Consider the following 19565-nt stretch of genomic DNA (forward strand, 5'->3'; position numbering starts at 1 on the left):
CAAATGCGTAAAAAATTGCGACTCTACCGAAAAACAACATAGAAATGCCCCAAGACTGCACAAGAATCCCCAGAGGAGTGAGGAGATTGAGATGGAGGACGAAATTGATTTACAACTCAAACAGCTAGCCGTCGAAGCTCAACAGCACCCAGCCCTTAGCCTTGAGCGACAGAAAGCATTAACCAAACTGAGAAACGCAATTTGGCTATCGGGCAAGCTTGCTTATCCCCAAAAAAGGTCATGGTCTCCTAATATTTACGAAGACCTTTATAACGAAGCACTTCTAAAAACAATTGAGTATATTTGTCTAAAAATTGACAAATACGATCCAGAAAGACCACTGATGGCCCCGGTCAATCACATATTGAAGTTGAGATTCAAAGATGCTGTTAAGCGATATATGAAAGAAAAAAATAGAACACGCGAACTACCTTCCTTAAACGACCTAGATAATTATCAGTCACCACAATCACCATTGTCCGAAGAGGCTACAATGCTGCGTGAATTGATCGAAGAAGATCCAGATGGCCATTTTAGAAGAGTGTCACTTAGATGTCGCCCGGATATTTCTTGGCAAGTTATAGCTTTAGCTAAATTGGATGGTGAAACATTGGATAGTATGTCTCAAAGGTTTGGAGTTTCTATTTCAGGTATCGACAGTTTTTTTAATCGAAACCTGCGGAGATTTGGTGATGATTTTCGTAATAAATTACAGTAGCAATTAAGCGACAACCACAGAAACTAATGATGAGTAAAATGATCGAACCAATAACTTTCACCGTACCGCTATCCTTTGAAGCCCATGACATCGCTCAACAGTGCGCTCAAAAATCCCTGCCGACAAAATTCAAACAAGTTTATCTCAATACCCTAGCAGTGTATGCAGTAGATTCTTACCTACGCTGCATGGGATTTGAAACTAACTTGGCTCATAGCGAAAGTCGCGATTCACTCATGCTCAAATTTGTAGATGTCGCCGATTTAGATATCGTCGGCGTTGGCAAAATTGAATGTCGTCCCGTATTGCCCGATTCCCAAACTTGTAACATTCCCTCCGATGCTTGGGAAAATCGCATCGGTTACGTTGCTGTACAATTAAATCAATCTTTGAAAGAAGCAACGCTACTAGGATTTACTAAAACTTCTGCAATGAGAGAAGTACCGCTCACTCAACTGCAATCCCTAGAATATTTTCTTGCCTACATGAATCGAATTCAACAACTGAATCCAGTTAATTTAATGAACTGGTTTGAGAATGTTTTTGATACGGGATGGCAAGTAATTGATGAGCTATTAAATCCCGAACAACTGGAGTGGCATTTTAGAAGTACGAACGCATTACCTATCGAGAGAGGTTATAAAATTGATTTGGGAATGCAGCTAGCACAACAGTCTGTAACACTTGCAGTCATGCTGGCACCAGAACCAGGTTCCGAAGTGGATATCCAAGTGCAAGTGTATCCGATGGGAAATCAAACTTGTTTGCCAGAAGGGTTAAAATTGATAGTGATGGATGAGTCAGAAGAGGTAGTTCTTGAGGCAACATCCAGAGATGATGACAACTTTATTCAGTTGGAATTTAGTTCTGAATTAAGAGAATTATTTGGCGTTACTGTGGCACTCGGAGAAGCTAGCGTGACGAAACATTTTCATTGGTAATCTGCCACGCATTTGTCATTCCCAGCTAGCACCTGGGAACGAAAGCAACAACTCAAGTATTGACTGCTAACCTATTGAAAATTTCACTTGGATTTTATGTCATCATTAACCTTTCAAAACTTGCGCGGTCAAAATCTCCAAGGTCGTTCTTTCAAAGGTCAAGATCTGACTAATACTGATTTCTCTTATGCAGATATCCGAGGTGCAGATTTTAGCGGAGCAACTCTCGATGGTGCTAACTTCAGTCACGCTCGCTGCGGATTAATAGTGCGATCGCAAATCAAAATATTCATAATTGTAGCACTGATATCAGCAATGTCAGGAACGGCTGCTGTAACTGCTATCAGTCAGACATTCAGATCTCTATTTGCCAAAAATATTGGGTACTCCAGTTTGATTGTAACAGCAATCATCTTATTACTGAATACTGTTCTTTTGGCTCTCACGATTCGCCAAGGAATACAAAAAGCTTTGGGGTCTTTAGCTATGGCGGCTGCAATCTTTGTACCTTGCATTGCTGTTTTAAGTGCGATCTCGAACGATAAACACCCGATACTGGCTTGGCTGAGAGGTTTTAGACCTGGGAGCTTAACTGGGGCGTTGGCTGGTGAACCGAATACCAACGATATTCCGTTTTTAATTGTAAGTTTGATCGGGGCTGTGGCTGCGACTACGATCGCAGTTGTAACTTTGCCTTTAGCTGTGGCTTTGGCTGAGGTTGTATTGGGCAGAATAGTGGCAGTTTTAGCTGTATTTGAAGCTCTGGCAATAAGTGCGATCGCCACCGGAATTATTATCAATAATTCAACCCGGTATTTAAAAGCATCTGTGTTAATTAATACTAGATTAGCTGACAACACGAACAATAAATGTTATGATTTTCTAGACCAATGTGTCGCAAATTTTTCCAATCCACCTATAGTTATTGCGATTATCATTATAGCGGTAATTTTAGCTGTAGCTTTGGTCTCATTGGGAACTTATATTGGCAACAGAGTTTTAGCTGAAGATGATAAATATGCCGTAATTCACCAATTAGCTAATGCGATTGCAGCGGCAGGCGGTACCAGCTTTCGGGGTGCTAATTTAGCCAATATTAATTTTAGTTACGCTCTTCTCAAAAACACTGATTTTAGATGTGCTAATATTTATCGTACAATGTGGCACAAAAGCTCAAAAATTGAGTGGGCAAGAGTCGGCGAGACAATATTAATTGATCCCGCAGTTCGAGATTTGCTAGTGACCGGCAACGGCTATAATAAATCATATCAAGGCATGGATTTGAGAGGAGCAAACTTGATAGGTGTAGACCTCGGCTACGCCAAACTTCAAACAGCAGACCTCAGTCAAGCGACTTTAGAAGCTGCTAATTTAGAGTATGCAATTTTCAGTCAAGTTCAGGCGATCGGCACTGATTTCAGTAATGCGAGAATGACTGGTGCTTGCGGTTTAGGAACCTGGAATATTGACAGCACTACGAAACTAGAATGGGTAGATTGTCGGTGGGTTTACTTGCTAGAAGAACCGAAACCTGGCACTGACGATCGCGAACGCCGTCCCCACAGTGAAAAATCTCAATTTGAGATCGGAGAATTTACCAGTTTTTTTCAAGAGGTAGTCAATACAGTTGACTTGATTTTCCGTAACGGTGTTGATTGGAAAGCCTTCTACCAATCTTTCCAAAAAGTTCAGGACGATCTCAAAGGTACAGAACTAAAAATTCAGAGTATTGAAAATAAAGGCAATGGCGTTGTTGTCATCAAGGTTAGCGTACCTCCTGACACAGACAAAGAGAAGATTGAGACTGATTTCAATGGTTTCTACCAAAAAATGCTAGAATTAGCAAGAGTAAAAAATCCAATAATTCAAGAGTTCCCAGAACAGCAAAGATACTTGCTATCAGTAGTAGAGAAGATAGTAAAACCACTTTCAGAACAGGTAGTTGTCTTAAACTTAGATCGTGGTGACTTGAACCAAGGCTTTGCCGTCAGCGCTGATATTTACTGTGACGGACACCGTTTGCCAATCCAAATAGAAGGCAATTTGCCACCACAAGCAAAAATTTTAAAACGCTATCAACAGTGGGAAGAAATGTATAACATTAAAAACCAGAACAGCCGGATCAAAGGCAAAGAAGGTCAAGTCACTAACTTTTCTATAAAGAAGCTAACAACGTTAGCTGAGGATGTGGAAGCGGAAGTAAATAATTGGCTGAATTCAGCACCATTTAACCCGATCGAGCAAAAATTGCACGACAATTTAAACTTTGATGATGAGGTGCGGGTGATTGTGCAAACTGAAGATGCCTTCCTGCGAAAACTTCCCTGGCATCGGTGGAAGTTTTTTGAAGTTTATTGCCAACAAGCAGAAGTCGCTTTAAGTCGCACAGTATCTAATAGGGTAAAGAAATTAGTCCTACCAAGAAGTAAAGTGAGAATCTTAGCAATTTTGGGTGACGATACAGGAATTAATATCGATGAAGACAAACAGGTGTTAGAGAATTTGTCAGACACAGAAATCATGTTTTTGCTCAAACCAACTCGCGAGGAATGTGAGGAATGTCTCAGAGATAAAATAGGCTGGGACATTCTCTGTTTTTCCGGTCACAGTTACAGCGAAGTAGATGGCAGCACTGGGGCAATTTATATTAATAAAACAGATAAGTTAACTGTCGAAGAACTCAGGATTTCCTTGAAAATAGCCATTGAACGTGGTTTGGAGATAGCAATTTTTAATTCTTGCGATGGCTTGGGATTGGGGAAACAGTTAGCTGACTTAGATATCCCTCAAATTATCGTGATGCGGGAACCTGTGCTAGATGCGATCGCCCAGGAGTTTTTGAGGCATTTTCTGAAAGCTTTTGCTGGTGGCGATTCTTTGTATGTTTCTGTGCGATCGGCGCGAGAAAAGTTGAAACAAAAATGGGATAAGCAATTTCCCGGTGCTAGTTGGTTGCCTGCTATTTGCCAGAATCAATCTGAGTATCCCAAGAAATGGGGAGATTTTCAAGGGAATTGTTAGCGGTATATTGAGTAAATTTAGTTTTTGTTTGAGGTGTTAATTATGTCGGCATTTGTCTGCAATTTTGTGCAACATATCCACACATCGCTTTTAAAACTCCGTTTTGCAGGCGAGGGCAAGTCACTTCTACAAAGGCAAAGAATATACTTAAATACCGGATTGTATATCAGTTACCAGAAGTGCGATTCCCTGCGGTACAAGCTATGCATGGGTGCAGGATGTACCAACGCTTCCCAGGGCTTCACTTTAATTGAGTTGCTGGTTGTCATTTTTATTATTGGGATTTTATCTGCGATCGCCCTCCCTACCTTCTTCAGGTTAATCGGTAAAGCTAAAGAAAGTGAAGCCACACAATATATTAGCTATTTGAACAAACACCAAACGGCGCAATATTACGAAGCAACGGGATTTACCAACTCTTTCGGATCGCTTTCATTTTCCCAAGATCCAACAGCAACTTCTGCTGCTGCTATTTTGAAAGGTTTTGGCTTTTCTGTGCGAGAAAGCAAGAATTATTTGTATGGTATCAAAGTTGCGACTCACAATGGCTATCCAATTGCAGCTCAAGTAGCTGTGTCTAAAAATTTAGGTGTGCGATCTTATTTTGGAATTATCTACGCCCACGATAATAATATCTTAGTTCCGTGCGGCCCGGTTGCTGTTGATTTGAGTTTGGCTTCTCCGGTGCTTAAACAAGTACAGATGGTGACACAATTTCTAGCCACTCCTGAGATTTATTGTCCTTATCCTAGTTTCATAAAATAGTGCTAGATTTAGTAAATGTAGTTTTTGTTAGCTAGTACCCAAATATAACTGGAGTTGAGACTAAGTAGGTAGGCGGGATTAAACCGAACAATGTAACAGTATGTAAACAGGCTTAAGTCAGCCAGTAGAAAGCATTTGGACACTTTACAATCGTTTACATAGTTGTGTTTTAAAAGTCGGGGTTTTTTCGATTATCATCAAGTAGATGCAATAGATCTCTTGCAAAAATACAAAGCACCCCACCCCAACCCTCCCCTTGGTAAGGGGAGGGGGTAAGATTATTCTTGTTTCCCCCTCCGGGAGGGGGGACTTGCGGGGGGTAAATTTGACTTTTGCAAGAGTTCTAATCTGAGGCACCCTACTTTAATCAATCAAACATGAAAAATCTCGAACAATTAAGCGAAATTGCCCAGGCCGCCGCTTGGGGTGCCGCAGATATTTTACAATCCTATTATCGCCCTGATGCTAATACTCCCAACCTGGACATTCAAGAACAAAAAGACGGCCCAGTTACCGCCGCTGATGTCGCTGTCAATTCTTACATTCTCGATGAATTGCAGTCGGTTTTAGGGAATGCAGAATTTGGCTACCTGAGCGAAGAAACTTACAAATCTTATTTAGAAAGTTGTGGCAAAGTTCCTTTACCTCAATCTTGGGTTTGGATTATTGACCCTTTGGATGGAACGCGCGATTTTATTGACAAGACTGGTGAATTTGCGGTTCATATTGCTTTAGCTTTCGAGGGAAAACCGATGTTAGCGGTTGTGGCTTGGCCGTCCAAGCAAAAGATTTATTATGCCATCCGCGATGCTGGTGCTTTTGGGGAAAGTCGCGGGGGTTGTGCGGTGAAATTGCAGGTTTCTGCGCGAAATATAGTGGCAGATTTATCTATAGTAACCAGTCGCAGTCACAGGGACGATCGGCTAAATCGACTATTGCACAAATTTCCCTGCCAAAATCAACTGGCTGTGGGTAGCATCGGCTGCAAGATTGCGACGATTGTTGAACAAAAAGCTGATGTTTATATTGCTCTTTCGGGGAAGTCGGCGCCGAAGGATTGGGATTTGGCGGCGCCGGAATTGATTTTGACGGAGGCGGGCGGGCGATTTACTCGTTTTGATGGTTCTGCTTTGCAATATAACCGGGGAGATGTCAGTCAGTGGGGGGGGTTGTTGGCGAGTAACGGTTGCTGTCACGATGCTTTGTGCAGGGATGCTGAGGGGATTTTGGCTGAGATTGATTCGGGTTTGCGGTAATCAGGTTGGTTTGTAGTGAGGAATGGGAGTCCTCTGATTTTATGCGGACTGAAGTCCTCACTACGAACCTGTTTTTTCATTGCACATAACTTTACTTACCTAACTTATGTATTAATTACCACGTTTAAATCCTCAGTACAATAGCACTTATGTTTCAAAAATATTTGTGGTGTATGCAGCTCGCATTCATCGCAGTAATTGTACTTAAGTATTTTGTCGCTCTTTATCGGTAGTTTAATTAACCAGATCTTTTTAAAGAAAACTTTATATAGCTCGGATAAAAAAACTGTTATGGTAGCTACAACAGATGAGAAATAACCGAATTTTTACGCAGAAATCCCGTGTCTGTGTAAATCAAAATTGATAGACAGTTTCGCACGCAAGTTACGAAACAGGGGAATTGTTGTCTTTTTTTAACCCCAAATAGGTGTATTATGTCAAATTTAAATTTTCCAGTTTCTGTAAGGGCGATCGCCTTTATCGACACAAGAGTACAAGATTATCAAAGTTTGGTGGCTGGGGTAACACCGGGTACGGAAGTTGTGGTGTTAGATGGGAACGAGGATGCGATCGCACAAATTACTCAAATCTTAGCCCTTCGTACCAATATTGACAGCATTCACATCGTTTCTCACGGTGCTCCGGGTAGCCTGCAAGTGGGCGATGGTAGCTTGAATGCAGATAATTTGGAAGCTTATTCGGAACAATTGCAGCAGTGGCGGAGTGCTTTTACAGACAGTGCGGATATTCTGATTTACGGTTGCAATGTGGCATCTGGGCCTCGCGTTTGTCCGAAAGTCCGCCGGGGATTTAAATCCCCGTCTCATAGCGAAAGTCGGTTGAAACCGACTGGGAATAATTCATTTATTCAGTCATCTTTAGATGACTTGCGCTATGAGACGGGGAATTCATTCCCCGGCGGTACCGGGGAACAAGCGAGAGATTTAGATGTAGATTTAGAAATAGATGGTTTCGCATTCATCCAGCGCATCGCCCAACTCACAAATACCAATGTTGCAGCTTCCAAAAACCTCACGGGAAGCGCGGCAAAAGGCGGCGACTGGGAACTCGAAGCAACAACCGGAGAAATTAACACACCGCTGGTATTTCGGGAAGATGCGATCGCAAATTACAGTCATATCCTATCCAGTTTTGGTAATGCGACTAATTTTCCAATGACATCAGATCCGTTTGTTCCTTCAGTAGATTATAACGGTGACGGTATCTTCGACTTAGTAGTAGGTGGCGGAGTTTTCTTAGCCAATGGAAATGGCAGTTTTAAACAGCCCATCAGCTTTAGCGGAGGCCCGTCAAGACTTGGCAACTTTAATGCCGACACAATATTAGACTTAGCAACAGCAAATCCAGTCTTTTCTGGCACTGTCTCAATTAGGCAGGGAAACGGCACTGGTGGCTTTGGTGCGCCCATAAACTCAAATGTAGGGAACACTCCCCTATCTATTGCTATTGGTAACTTTAATGCCGACACCTTCCCCGATTTGGCTGTGGTAAATGGTAACCCTCAAGGTGGTGGAAGCGTCTCAATTTTGTTAGGGAATGGCACTGGTGGCTTTGCCCCTGCCACCAGCTTCGGTGTCGGAGGAATTCCCGCTTCAGTTGCTGTGGGAAACTTTAACGCCGATAACTTTCTTGACTTAGCAGTCGGGAACAGTCTTTCTAATAATGTCTCAATTCTCTTAGGAAATGGCACTGGCGGTTTTAGTAGCGCCACTAACTTTAGTACGGGGCAATTTCCCAATTCCATTATTGTGGCCGACTTTAACGTAGATGGCAACCTCGATATAGCAACAGCCAACAACGGTTCTAACAACGTCTCAATTCTCTTAGGGAATGGCACTGGAGGTTTTAGTACCACCACTAATTTCACAGCCGGAACAAAGTCCAATTCCGTCACAGCGGCAGATTTAAACGGCGACGGCAAACTCGATTTAGCCGTATCGAACTCTGGCGCTACCAACCTATCAATTTTACTGGGAAATGGCACTGGAGGATTTAGTTCGCCGATCGACTTTGCATTGATAGGGCAAAACCCTGGGAGGGTAACAGTAAACGATTTTAACAACGATTCCCTACCCGACTTGGCAGTAATGGTAACAAACGGAGGTTCTAACAATGTTTCAATCCTGCTAAATACACCAAACACAGTTAATTTCGGTGCGGCAACCTACAGCGGTACAGAAGGAACAACAGACACAGTAGTAAATATTCCCGTTACCCTCAGTGGCGGCACTCCCTTGAGTGATGTAGTTGTACCAATTGCAATTAACCCCAGCAGCACAGCCACCCAAAATTCTGACTACACTATTGCCCCTACCTCGATTACATTCCCCGCAGGTGCAACAGGTGCGGCACTCACCAAGAATATTGCACTTACGATCAAACCCGACAACATCGCAGAAAACGCCGAAACCGCAATTCTCAACTTTGGCACAATTACCGGAGGCGTTGCGGGTACAACCAAACAAACCACACTAACTATTGCAGCTAACGGTACTGTTTCCTATGCGGTTGCTGCGGGTATTGCGAGCATTCCCGAAGGCGATAGCGGCACAAAACCTCTGACTTTCACTGTGACTCGCAGCGGTAGCACTGGCGGGGCAAGTAGCGTCAATTATACGATCGCCGGAACTGCTACCAACGTCAGCGACTACAACAATATCGGTGGCACTTCTGCTCCAACGGGTATCGCAGGCACGATTAATTTTACAGCCGGTGAAACATCAAAAACGATTACTCTCGATGTGTTAGGCGACACCATCGTTGAACCCGACGAAACAATTATCGTCACCCTATCAAATCCCGCCGGCGCGGGCGTAACACCAACAATTACGACTGCTACCGCCACCACAACGATCGCCAATGATGACAAAGTTGGCGTTACTGTTAATCCAATTACCGGATTAACTACGACTGAACTCGGCGGTAAAGCTACTTTCACAGTCAAACTCAATTCTCAACCGAGTGCTAACGTTACTTTCGGCTTAAGCAGTTCCAATGTTGCCGAAGGAACTGTTTCGACTAATAGCTTAACTTTCACTCCCGCCAACTACAATCAACCGCAAACAGTAACGGTGACTGGCGTTGACGATTTGGTAGCTGATGGAAATGTAGTTTACAAAATTATCACGGCGGCGGCTGTCAGCACCGATCTTAATTACAACAATCTCAAGCCTGATGATGTCACCGTCACCAACAGTGACAATGAAACTCCGGGAATTACGGTGAATCCGACGGCGGGATTAACTACGGGCGAAGATGGCAGCAAGGCTAACTTTTCGGTGGTGCTGAATACTAAACCAACGGCTAATGTAATTATTGGTTTGAACAGTTCTAATGTGGCAGAGGGAAGTGTTTCGACTAATAGTTTAACTTTCACTCCGGCTAACTGGGATACAGCGCAACCGGTGACAGTAACTGGGGTAGACGATAGTATTGTTGACGGCGATATTGACTACAAAGTTATCACGGCGGCTACTGTTAGTACAGATCCGAATTACAGCAACAAAGATGTATCGGATGTTGGTATTACCAATAAGGACAATGATACGGCTGGTGTTTCTATTAGTGTTGCCGAAACAACTGCTACAGAAGGCGGGGCTAATGGCAGTTACACTGCGGTGCTGAAATCGCAGCCGATCGCCCCTGTCACTCTCACTCTCACCACAGGTAGTCAGATTGAGCCGATCGCGCCTATCACTTTCACATCCGTTAATTGGAATGTATCTCAACCAGTTACGGTGAAAGCTGTTGATGATGCGATCGTGGAAGGGGCGCACAGCGGGAATATCACTCACAGTGTGACTAGCGGTGATGTTAAGTATAACGGGATTGTGGTTGGTGGGGTGGTTGTGGCGATTACGGATAAGGATGTAGCGCCGACGCCAACACCAACACCAACACCAGAGCCAACTCCGACACCGACGACATCAGTCACTCCGACACCGACGCCAACAACATCAGTCACTCCGACTCCGACACCGACGACATCAGTCACTCCGACGCCGACGACATCAGTCACTCCGACGCCAACGCCGCCGACATCAGTCACTCCGACTCCGACGCCGACGACATCAGTTACTCCGACTCCGACACCAACAACATCAGTCACTCCGACTCCGACACCGACGACATCAGTCACTCCGACTCCGACACCGATACCAAGGCCAAACATATTTAGGAGGCCCGGAATACCGAGTTCTAACGATCGGATTGCTAGTCCTAACGATCCCACGATAAGTTTTTCCCAAGCTACTTACAAATTAACTGAAATTCCTCCAGGAGTCTTTCAGAGACAAATTACTCTCACTCGCACTGGAAATTTAGACAAACTTTCCACGGTTTACATACAACCTGTTACCGGTGGCTCAGCTACTGTGGACAAAGATTGGGAATTTGTCAATTACTCTGGTCAACTTACCTTTAACCCAGGTGAAGATACCACAAGTTTCACAATTAATATCTTATCGGACAATTTAGTTGAGGAAACAGAAGAAATCGCGTTTCGGATCGATCGTGCCGACAATGCGAATATTGGCACTCAAAGTTCTACCATCGTGCAAATTACGGATATTCCACTTTTCACCAATACGAACGCTCCGATATCTGCTTTGGATTCAGGTATTTGGGGAGACTACAACAATGACGGCAAACTGGATATTCTTGGTGGCTCTGTAATTCAAACCAACAATTACGGCCCATTGACCACAGTTCCCCGAATCTACGACAACATCGGTCAAGGCTTTAGCGAAGCTAATCGAAGAGACTTACCAGGCCAGGTTCCAACCTGGGGAGATTACAACAATGATGGGTGGCTGGATGCTGCACTGCTTGGGCAGGATGGTTTCGATTCCAGCCAAAACATCTATAGTGGTGAGAGTTCTGGCTTTTCCTTTGAGACAAGTTTACCTGGGAATCCCCCATACCCATATAGATCTCGGTCAAGTTGGGGAGATTACAACAACGACGGGCGTCCGGATTTCTTGCTCAGTACGGAAAATATTAGAGCTTCTGAGTTTGGGGACTTGAGCACCACGCTCTACCGCAACACAGGCAAGAACGGCCAAGAACGCTTTAAAGACAGCAAAGCACGTCTTAATACACAAGATCCCAATTTTGTAGGTGTCGGACAACTATTTGTTACTGGGAGTGAAAACAAAATAGTTGCTCCTACTGATTCTGGAGTTTGGGCAGATTTCGACAACGATGGCAAACTCGATATCCTTGTCGAGGTAAAGGAAATCCGAAAGAACGATAACTCAAGGTACTTGGCAAAACTTTACCGCAACTTGGGCGATGGCGTTTTTGAAGACACTGGCGTAGAGTTGCCTGGTTCTAATGGTGACGCTGCTGATATGGCATGGGGAGATTACAACAACGACGGTCAACTGGATATTTTGCTCACAAGTCGCGATAGTTTTTTCCAGCCGTCTTTTACCAAAGTCTATCGAAACAGCACTCGTGAGAATAATGGGTCTGCCAAGTTTGAAGACATCGGCGCACAGATACCTTATTTAAATCGCGCTGCTTGGGGAGATTACGATAATGACGGGCTTCTGGATATCCTAGGTACTGGTGTCGATCGACAAAATGGCGAAAATTCAGCAACAATCGTCGCCAAAGTCTATCAAAACAAAGGCAATTTTTCTAACCCAAACAGCTTTACTGGCCCAAACAGTTTTATCGACAGTGGCGCACTAATCGACAGTGGCGCAAAGCAACAGCTTGATCGTGGTAACTATTCCCAGGCTGTTTGGGGAGACTACGACAACGATCGTAAATTAGATATCCTATTCACAGGCAATGCACCAAACAATGATTCATTCTATGAAGGACTGAACAAAAACGACTTCTTTACCAAAGTCTTCCGCAACAACACATCTAAAGCCAACACTCCCCCCACAGCACCCACAGGGCTATCAAATTTACCTTCTGGCCGAAATGTGACTCTTAAGTGGAATAAAGCAACTGATGCTGAGACTCGTGCTGATGGTTTAAGCTACAACCTACGAGTTGGCACGACACCAGGAGGTCAAGATATTCTTTCCCCGATGTCGTATCTTGCCGATGGAACTCGTCAACTGGTGGGGTTGGGGAATGTTAGTCAAAACACCCAGTGGCAACTCAAAGACTTGTCTCCAGATAAGACATATTACTGGAGCGTACAGGCAATTGATACTGCTTGGGCTGGTTCACAGTTTGCTACAGAAAGGAGTTTTACAGCCAGCAATCTTCCTCCAGAACAGAAAATTCGTTTAAGTGGGAGGTACAGTGAGTTTAACCAAGCCATCAAAGATGTATACACTGACCCCGATGGCGACTTAATTTCCTATCGGTTAACTCTACTTGATGGCAGTCCTTTAGAACTGAGTAATAACTCAAACATCAATTGGCTCGGACTTCAATTTAACCCCCCGACAAACGAGATCCGGTTCATCGGAACTCCCCCAATTGGTGCACAACCTTTTCAGGTAAAGTTAATAGCTACAGACTCTTACGGTGCCAGTAGCGAACAGACTTTCAAGGTGACAACAAAAAATGGTCGCTGGGTAATTGACGGCTACATCTCCGGTGCAACTGTCTTCCTCGATGCCAACAAAAACGGCATCAAAGACACCAACGAACCATCCACAATTACCGATACAGGCGGCAAATTCGATCTCAACATCCCCTTCGAGATATTCGACACGAACAAAAACGGAGAAATCGACCCATCAGAAGGCAATTTAGTTGCGATCGGAGGCACTGACACCGCCACCGGATTACCCCTAGAAACACCAGTCACCGCACCACCAGATTCCACAGTTGTCACACTCCTAACTAGCTTAGTCGCCGACTTAATCGACAAGGGAATTGCACCCGAAGCCGCCCAATCTTTAGTCAAAGCCGCCCTTTCCCTCCCCGCTGAAGTTGACCTGACTAGCTTAGATCCAATCCTAGCTACCAACAACAACCAGCCTGGGGGAGTCCAAGTCTTAGCAGCAATGGTGAAAGTCCAAAACACCATCACTCAAACAGTCGCTTTGATTGACGGTGCATCCAGTGCAGCCGATCGCGATCTTGTCAAAGCTGTTGTCAGTTCAATGGGCGATAAAATTCAAGGCGGTGCTATCTTAAACCTCAGCAATCCAGCCGCCTTAGAACCAATAATTCTGCAATCCGCTGCTAAAATCCAGCAGATTGACCCCAGTTTCAACATTCAAAAAGTCACCTCTATTACCTCGCAAGCTGCGACAGTAATGGCAACAGCAAATCAGCGCATTGATGCCGCCGTCACCAACCCAACAGCAACATCAATTCCCCAAGCCGTTGCCCGCGTCCAACAAGTATCCTTGGGCGCAACTACTCAAGACTTCAAAGCAGTTGGTGCCGGAAGCAAGCCAATTTCCCAGTTAGTTACTGACAATACTGGTGCTGCTTTAGATAGCAAAATTCAAGCAGTAACATTGCCTGCTGGGATTGCAACTCCTATAGTCACCGGTGACGCAGATTTGGGCAGCAATTCTGGTCAAATCAACGGCACAAATGGCGATGACATCCTCACTGGCACTACCGGAAATGATGCAATCAACGGCCGACGAGGCAACGATTCCCTAGACGGAGGCCTTGGAGATGACACTCTTTACGGCGGCAAAGGTAGCGATACTTTGCTCGGCGCTAGCGGTAATGATGTCTTGTTTGGCGGCCGCGGTGCTGATATCTTAAACGGCGATGATGGTAATGATATCTTGTTTGGTGGCAAGGGAGATGATTTACTCAATGGCGGCTTAGGAAATGATACTTTGACTGGAGGAAAGGGAGTCGATAAATTCCTAATCTCCACCAATTCTGGGACTGATACTATTACCGATTTTGAATTTAGTAAAGACTTCTTAGTATTGGGTAACGGGCTGAATTCTTCACAATTGGCGATTAGTCAAGATAGCGGTGTAACATTAATTCGGTTTGCCCAAACTGGAGAGATTTTAGCTTCTATCAGCGGAGTTTCTGCTGGGAGTATTACCGCAGGGAGTTTCGGATTGATTTAACAAAAATCGGCGGTTAAAACCGCCTATATACAAACAAAACCCCCGGAGGCGGGTTGAAAAAGACCGGGCGAATGGAATTCGCGTCTATACAGACAAAACCTGCCTCCGCAGGTTGAAGAATAGGCGGTTAAAATTGCGTTTTTTCTTCAGTCCGCGGAGGCGGACATTGTTTGTATAGTCGCGGTTTCAACCGCCGGATTTTGTCTGTGCAGACGCGGTTTCAACCGCCGGATTTTGTCTGTGCAGATGCGGTTTCAACCGCCGATTTTTCTAACATATCAAATCAACAGCGCTGATATCGCATACCCGGCAATTGCGAAACTAATCCCAACAATTCCAACTGCAAAAGAATACCAGAAACCGTCCCCGCTTCCAATCCCGCAGCCTCCACAATTGTATCAAGAGAATTCGGCCCCGAACCCAGAGCTTTTAACACTACAGCCAACTCCCCATCCAATAGCGGCTCTGGCTTTTCAGGGGTTGGATTTGCCGGAAACAAGGACAACTGCTGCGCGCTATCCAATTTTGGCATAGCTCCGAGCATTTCTAGCAATCGGTCTTCGCTTAAAAGTCGATCGCTATTGGGGAGAATCGGATGAGCACCTTTACTCAGCAACTCCAAACATCCAAACGATCGCTCATCATCCAACCTTCCCGTCAAAACATACACATCCCGACAAAACTCATTCGCTTGATAAGCAGTAATTAACGCCCCCGACTTCTGCGGAGCTTCTATCACAATAGTAGCGCGGCTCAAGCCAGCAATTATCCGATTTCGGCGCGGAAAATTAGTTTTATTCGGTTGAGTGCCCGCCGGATATTCACTAATTGCCAATCCCTGCTGTAACAGGCGATCGCACAACCGCTCATTTGGCTTAGGATAAACGATATCAACCCCAGTACCAAAAACAGCCAAAGTCCGACCTCCCGTCTCCAAACAGCTTGTATGAGCCTCCGTATCAATACCTGCGGCAAATCCCGAAACAACAGTAAAACCATTTTTAGCCAAAGCCACACTAATTTTACGAGTCCAGCGGCGGCCGTATTCCGAAGGACTGCGAGTGCCAACAATTGCCACCGTCGGCGTAATTCCTTGATTCTCTTTGATATCGACTAAACCGCGATAATACAGCACCGGCGGCGGGCTGGGAATTTCCAATAATAAGCTGGGATAATCCCGATCTGCGGGTGTCCAGAAACAGGGATTGTTAATAAGATGTTTCTCAATAAATTCTTCAGGATTGAGTTTAGATCGTTCTTGTACAGTGGTATCAATTACCTGCTTGCCAAACCCTTCTACTCGCATTAAATCTACTGGTTTCGCCATCCAAGCTTCTGCCAAAGTATTAAAATGTTGGTGCAATCTTTGCAACAAAATCGGCCCTATACCATTAATCTGTGACCATGCTAACCAGTAAGCGCGTTCTTCTAGCAACGACTTGCCCTCAATTTATCTGAAAATAATTTTATCATTTTTGGTATAAACAGCACTATCCATTGCTGTCAACTTAAAAAAGGTACGTTGTTGGGCTTTAGCCCTCTTTAGATTTATAGACAAAGAGGGCTGAAGCCCAACAACGTACCTAAGCTTTCCAATTGACAAAACGGGCATAAATATAAGCAATGATTTCCCCAGTCACAGTCCGAAAACCTGCGCTAGATTTCCACCATTCTTGTGAGTTATAATCTTCCGATTCCGCAGCTATAATCCCGACTTTAATTTCAGGATTCAACACTTCTTTGAAAACCATCCAACTGCGGCGGGCATGAGTGCCAATAGAATAAAGATTGATTGAGTCCACTTTTAGGGCAGAAGTAGCTAGCCAATCTCGAAGTGCGATCGCAGAAGCAGCAGTGCGGTGTTTCACAACACTCGGTGCGGGTACAGCTACCACTTTGTTCTTATCAAATCCTAGCGCAATACAAGTCGCGGCGGTCAGTTCAGCATAATTTTTATATTGGGCGAGATAGTGGCCCTTACTTACCGGAAGCCCGGTTGTCACCAATTTCCGGTATCCGCCTTTGTTGAATTCTGCGATCGCACTTTCGACTGCATAATCCGGCAACCAGCCTTCCACAACCAGTATATCTGCTTTAATCGGCGCATTTACCGCCAAAAATGGATGAATATTTGTGATAATTAAGACCATTGTAATGATTAAACCTGCGATCGCAATTACCCAACCTTCCCAGGTAATTGCCCACATCTCTCGGCGGCGGATCAGACGAATTTTCATTTTATAGCAGAAGGAAGAAGGAAGAAGGAAGAAGGAAGAAGCAACAATACCAATGGTTTCAGGAAGAGGGAAATAGTGAGACAGTGAGAAAGTTATAAAATTGCCTTATGCCCTATTCCCTATGCCCTATGCCCTATTCCCTATTCCCCATTCCCAAATTATTTGTGTTTGAGATACTCAAAAACGCTCTTATCGCCGATATCCTGGGGGATAGGTTGAAAAAACTTGCGGACAGCAAAAATGATGAACAATATCGCCCAAAGTCCCAGCAGCAACTGTTCATTTTCCGGTGTCAAGAAGCCAAAAATATGTCCTAAAAGTAATAGCGGAACTCCCGGAGTCAAAAACTTAGTTTCTAGGCGGTTAAAGCAGAAAGCTTCTTTAAAAAAGATGCCATTCAAGGCAGCAAAAGTAAAGCCAATTCCCCACAAAGTCGCTGGATGTTCGTACACCGCCAAAGCCAAAGGTTCGCTACTTTGTAAAGCGACAAACAGTGCTGCCGCGCCGCCGATCGCCCAAAACATCTGTAACGTGCGATGCAGCGCAATCATGTAAATGTGAATAGTTGCCAAACTAACGCCTAAAGCTATCCAGAAACACGCAAAAACAGGCGTTACAGCTTGAATTGCCATTGGGTTGTCGCCCTGTTGCAACACCAGAGTAGCACCCACCGCCAAACACAGCGCCGCCACCCCCAATCCGGCGCGGTAGATCAACACTCCAGTGCGATCGCTTTCGGTAATCGTAAACTCGCCGAATTGCCCTTGATAGACTGCCGATTCATCAGGCGATTTCAGTAATTGCATCACAGCTTCCTCCTATTTGTCAGACACGAATGTACTTCTACCAAGATATACTTTATTGATAAACCGATACAGCGAGACCGAGCGATGCCCAAATTTAACAAACCTAAAGTTAACCAGCCTAAAGTTAACAAGTCTCAAGTTGACGATCGCCCAAATCAAAGCAAATCCCTTCCTTCAGAATCCGAACTTCCTTTAGTTCAGCTTGATGAAACCATTGTAGCAGGTAGAAGACCGAAACCGCTAAACGACTTGCAGCGCTTGCTTGCTGAATTACCAGAATTAGGAGGCACTTTCAAGCCAGAAATCTTCGCCGATCTCGATGAAAACAACCCATTTAATGGCGGTCAATTTGAAAGTAAGATTAGAAGAATCCTGGGAAACAAAAAAATCAATGCCGATCTTAAAAATACAATCAAATATTTAGACTACCTCAAGCAAAATTTTCAAGTTCCGTGCCATGTTACTGGCATAGAAGAGTTTGAATGGGAAGAAGAGTATCTTATGGGTTTTGGCACTAAAAAAGAATATGCAAGGCTCAAAAAAACTCAACCTTCTTATACTGATAAATTCACAATTCATCGGTTGGAAGATTTTTCTATTCAGGAAGACGGCATATTTGTGGAAGTTCAGCGCGTTGGCGATCGCAAAAAGTTTATGTTGCGTTTAGCAGAGTTAGAATCAGTTGATGATATCCCCCCAAACAATCATTTATTACATGATTATGCCGTGTGGTGGATTAATTATTAAGGAAGAGGGAGATTGGGAGATTGGGAGAGGGGGAAAAATCTTCCTTCTCCCCTCTTCCCTCTTCCCTCTGAAAACTGTCAACTGTCCCAGGTCAACTGTCAACTCTTCCTTCTTCCCTCTTCCCTCTGAAAACTGTCCCAGGTCAACTGTCCCAGGTCAACTGTCAACTCTTCCTTCTTAATTAGATTGAAGTAGCAAAGTGCGATCGCTCGACTTTTGCCAAAGCTTCAACTAAACTGCGAACAGCAGCAATCATCGCCACTTCGCTGTTAAGTTGGCTGACAGCAGAACCGACGCCAACACCCGCAGCGCCAGCGCCAATAGCCAGCGGTGCAGTGACGCTGGAGATGCCCGAAGCGCAGAGTACGGGGACTTGTACGGCGCGGGAAATTTCAAAGGCTGCGGCCAAAGTAGGCGCTGCTTTTTCAATCAATCCCAAAGTTCCGGCGTGAATTGGTTGGGCGCTAGTACCGCCTTCGGTTTGGATGATGTTAGCGCCAGCTTTGACTAATTCGGTTGCTAACTGTACTTGTTTGTCCAGTGTCAAAATGTGGGGAACTGTTACAGAAAGAGTGATGTTCCCAAATAGCGATCGCGTTTGGCGAGTCAACTCCAAAACTTCCTCAGCTTCAAAGCGGCGCCCTACGGCGTAGAAAGCATCAAAGTTGCCAATTTCAATCAAATCAGCGCCAGCTTCTACCGCAGCTACAAACTTTTCTGGTTCCACAGCCGACACACAAATTGGCAAATTTGTCAACTGTTTTGCCATCAATACCAAATCGCGATCGCAAGCAATATCGACAAAGGAAGCGCCACCGAGATCCGCTGCTTTGACAACAGCCGCAACGTTAGCCGCATCAAAATTATTTAAACCGCTGATAATTTTCAGGGCGCGGCCTTGCTCAAATGCGCGCTGCAATTTAGGAGTTACACTCATAGTTAGCCTTCCAACTCAGAAAATTTGTTAGACTCATTTTGACACGAATTAGAACTATTTTTGATTTTTAATTCTTAATTTTTATAGGACTG

The 19565-nt window shown here is 44.5% G+C and carries 11 protein-coding genes; 7 read left to right on the top strand and 4 right to left on the bottom strand.

Features of this window, described 5'->3' with window-relative positions:
* The first annotated feature begins 91 nt into the window (after positions 1–91).
* The 6 genes from JGK22_RS17600 (at position 92) to JGK22_RS17625 (ending at position 14746) form a co-directional block, all read left to right on the top strand.
* Positions 92–718 carry a hypothetical protein gene (locus JGK22_RS17600; protein WP_293186742.1) on the top strand — a complete coding sequence of 209 codons (627 nt, stop codon included), beginning with the start codon at positions 92–94 and terminating at the stop codon, positions 716–718.
* 26 nt (positions 719–744) lie between these two features.
* Positions 745–1659: a DUF1822 family protein gene (locus tag JGK22_RS17605; RefSeq protein ID WP_293186741.1), complete on the top strand. Its 915-nt coding sequence runs from the start codon at positions 745–747 to the stop codon at positions 1657–1659.
* Between the two features lie 96 nt (positions 1660–1755).
* The gene (locus tag JGK22_RS17610; RefSeq protein ID WP_293198416.1) at positions 1756–4680 is read left to right on the top strand and encodes a pentapeptide repeat-containing protein; all 2925 of its coding nucleotides are present in this window, start codon (positions 1756–1758) and stop codon (positions 4678–4680) included.
* Positions 4681–4887: 207 nt separating this feature from the next.
* Entirely contained in the window at positions 4888–5445 is a 558-nt protein-coding gene (locus tag JGK22_RS17615; protein WP_293191514.1) for a type II secretion system protein, read from the top strand.
* Between the two features lie 377 nt (positions 5446–5822).
* On the top strand, positions 5823–6701 hold the full coding sequence (locus tag JGK22_RS17620; RefSeq protein ID WP_293224937.1) for an inositol monophosphatase family protein: 879 nt from the start codon (positions 5823–5825) through the stop codon (positions 6699–6701).
* A gap of 434 nt (positions 6702–7135) precedes the next feature.
* On the top strand, positions 7136–14746 hold the full coding sequence (locus JGK22_RS17625) for a DUF4347 domain-containing protein (RefSeq protein WP_293313313.1): 7611 nt from the start codon (positions 7136–7138) through the stop codon (positions 14744–14746).
* A 283-nt stretch (positions 14747–15029) separates the two neighbouring features.
* Here the strand turns inward: JGK22_RS17625 and dprA are convergent, their stop codons facing one another.
* The 3 genes from dprA to JGK22_RS17640 all read right to left on the bottom strand — a co-directional run bounded on the left by dprA (position 15030) and on the right by JGK22_RS17640 (position 17789).
* Positions 15030–16181 (bottom strand): DNA-processing protein DprA, encoded by a 1152-nt coding sequence (dprA, locus tag JGK22_RS17630; protein WP_293186850.1) that lies wholly within the window; start codon positions 16179–16181, stop codon positions 15030–15032.
* Positions 16182–16329: 148 nt separating this feature from the next.
* Positions 16330–16983, bottom strand: coding sequence for a YdcF family protein (locus tag JGK22_RS17635; protein ID WP_293198420.1), 654 nt, complete (start codon positions 16981–16983; stop codon positions 16330–16332).
* Positions 16984–17141: 158 nt separating this feature from the next.
* Entirely contained in the window at positions 17142–17789 is a 648-nt protein-coding gene (locus JGK22_RS17640; RefSeq protein WP_293186852.1) for a DUF2301 domain-containing membrane protein, read from the bottom strand.
* An 84-nt stretch (positions 17790–17873) separates the two neighbouring features.
* Between JGK22_RS17640 and JGK22_RS17645 the strand changes: the two genes are divergently transcribed.
* Positions 17874–18536, top strand: coding sequence for a hypothetical protein (locus JGK22_RS17645; RefSeq protein WP_293186853.1), 663 nt, complete (start codon positions 17874–17876; stop codon positions 18534–18536).
* Positions 18537–18717: 181 nt separating this feature from the next.
* Here JGK22_RS17645 and JGK22_RS17650 read toward each other — a convergent pair whose 3' ends face one another.
* Positions 18718–19473: a DUF561 domain-containing protein gene (locus JGK22_RS17650; protein ID WP_293186854.1), complete on the bottom strand. Its 756-nt coding sequence runs from the start codon at positions 19471–19473 to the stop codon at positions 18718–18720.
* Positions 19474–19565 lie beyond the last annotated feature (92 nt).

Origin of the sequence: Microcoleus sp. PH2017_08_TRC_O_A (assembly GCF_020738665.1) — a bacterium.
Lineage (GTDB): Bacteria > Cyanobacteriota > Cyanobacteriia > Cyanobacteriales > Microcoleaceae > Microcoleus.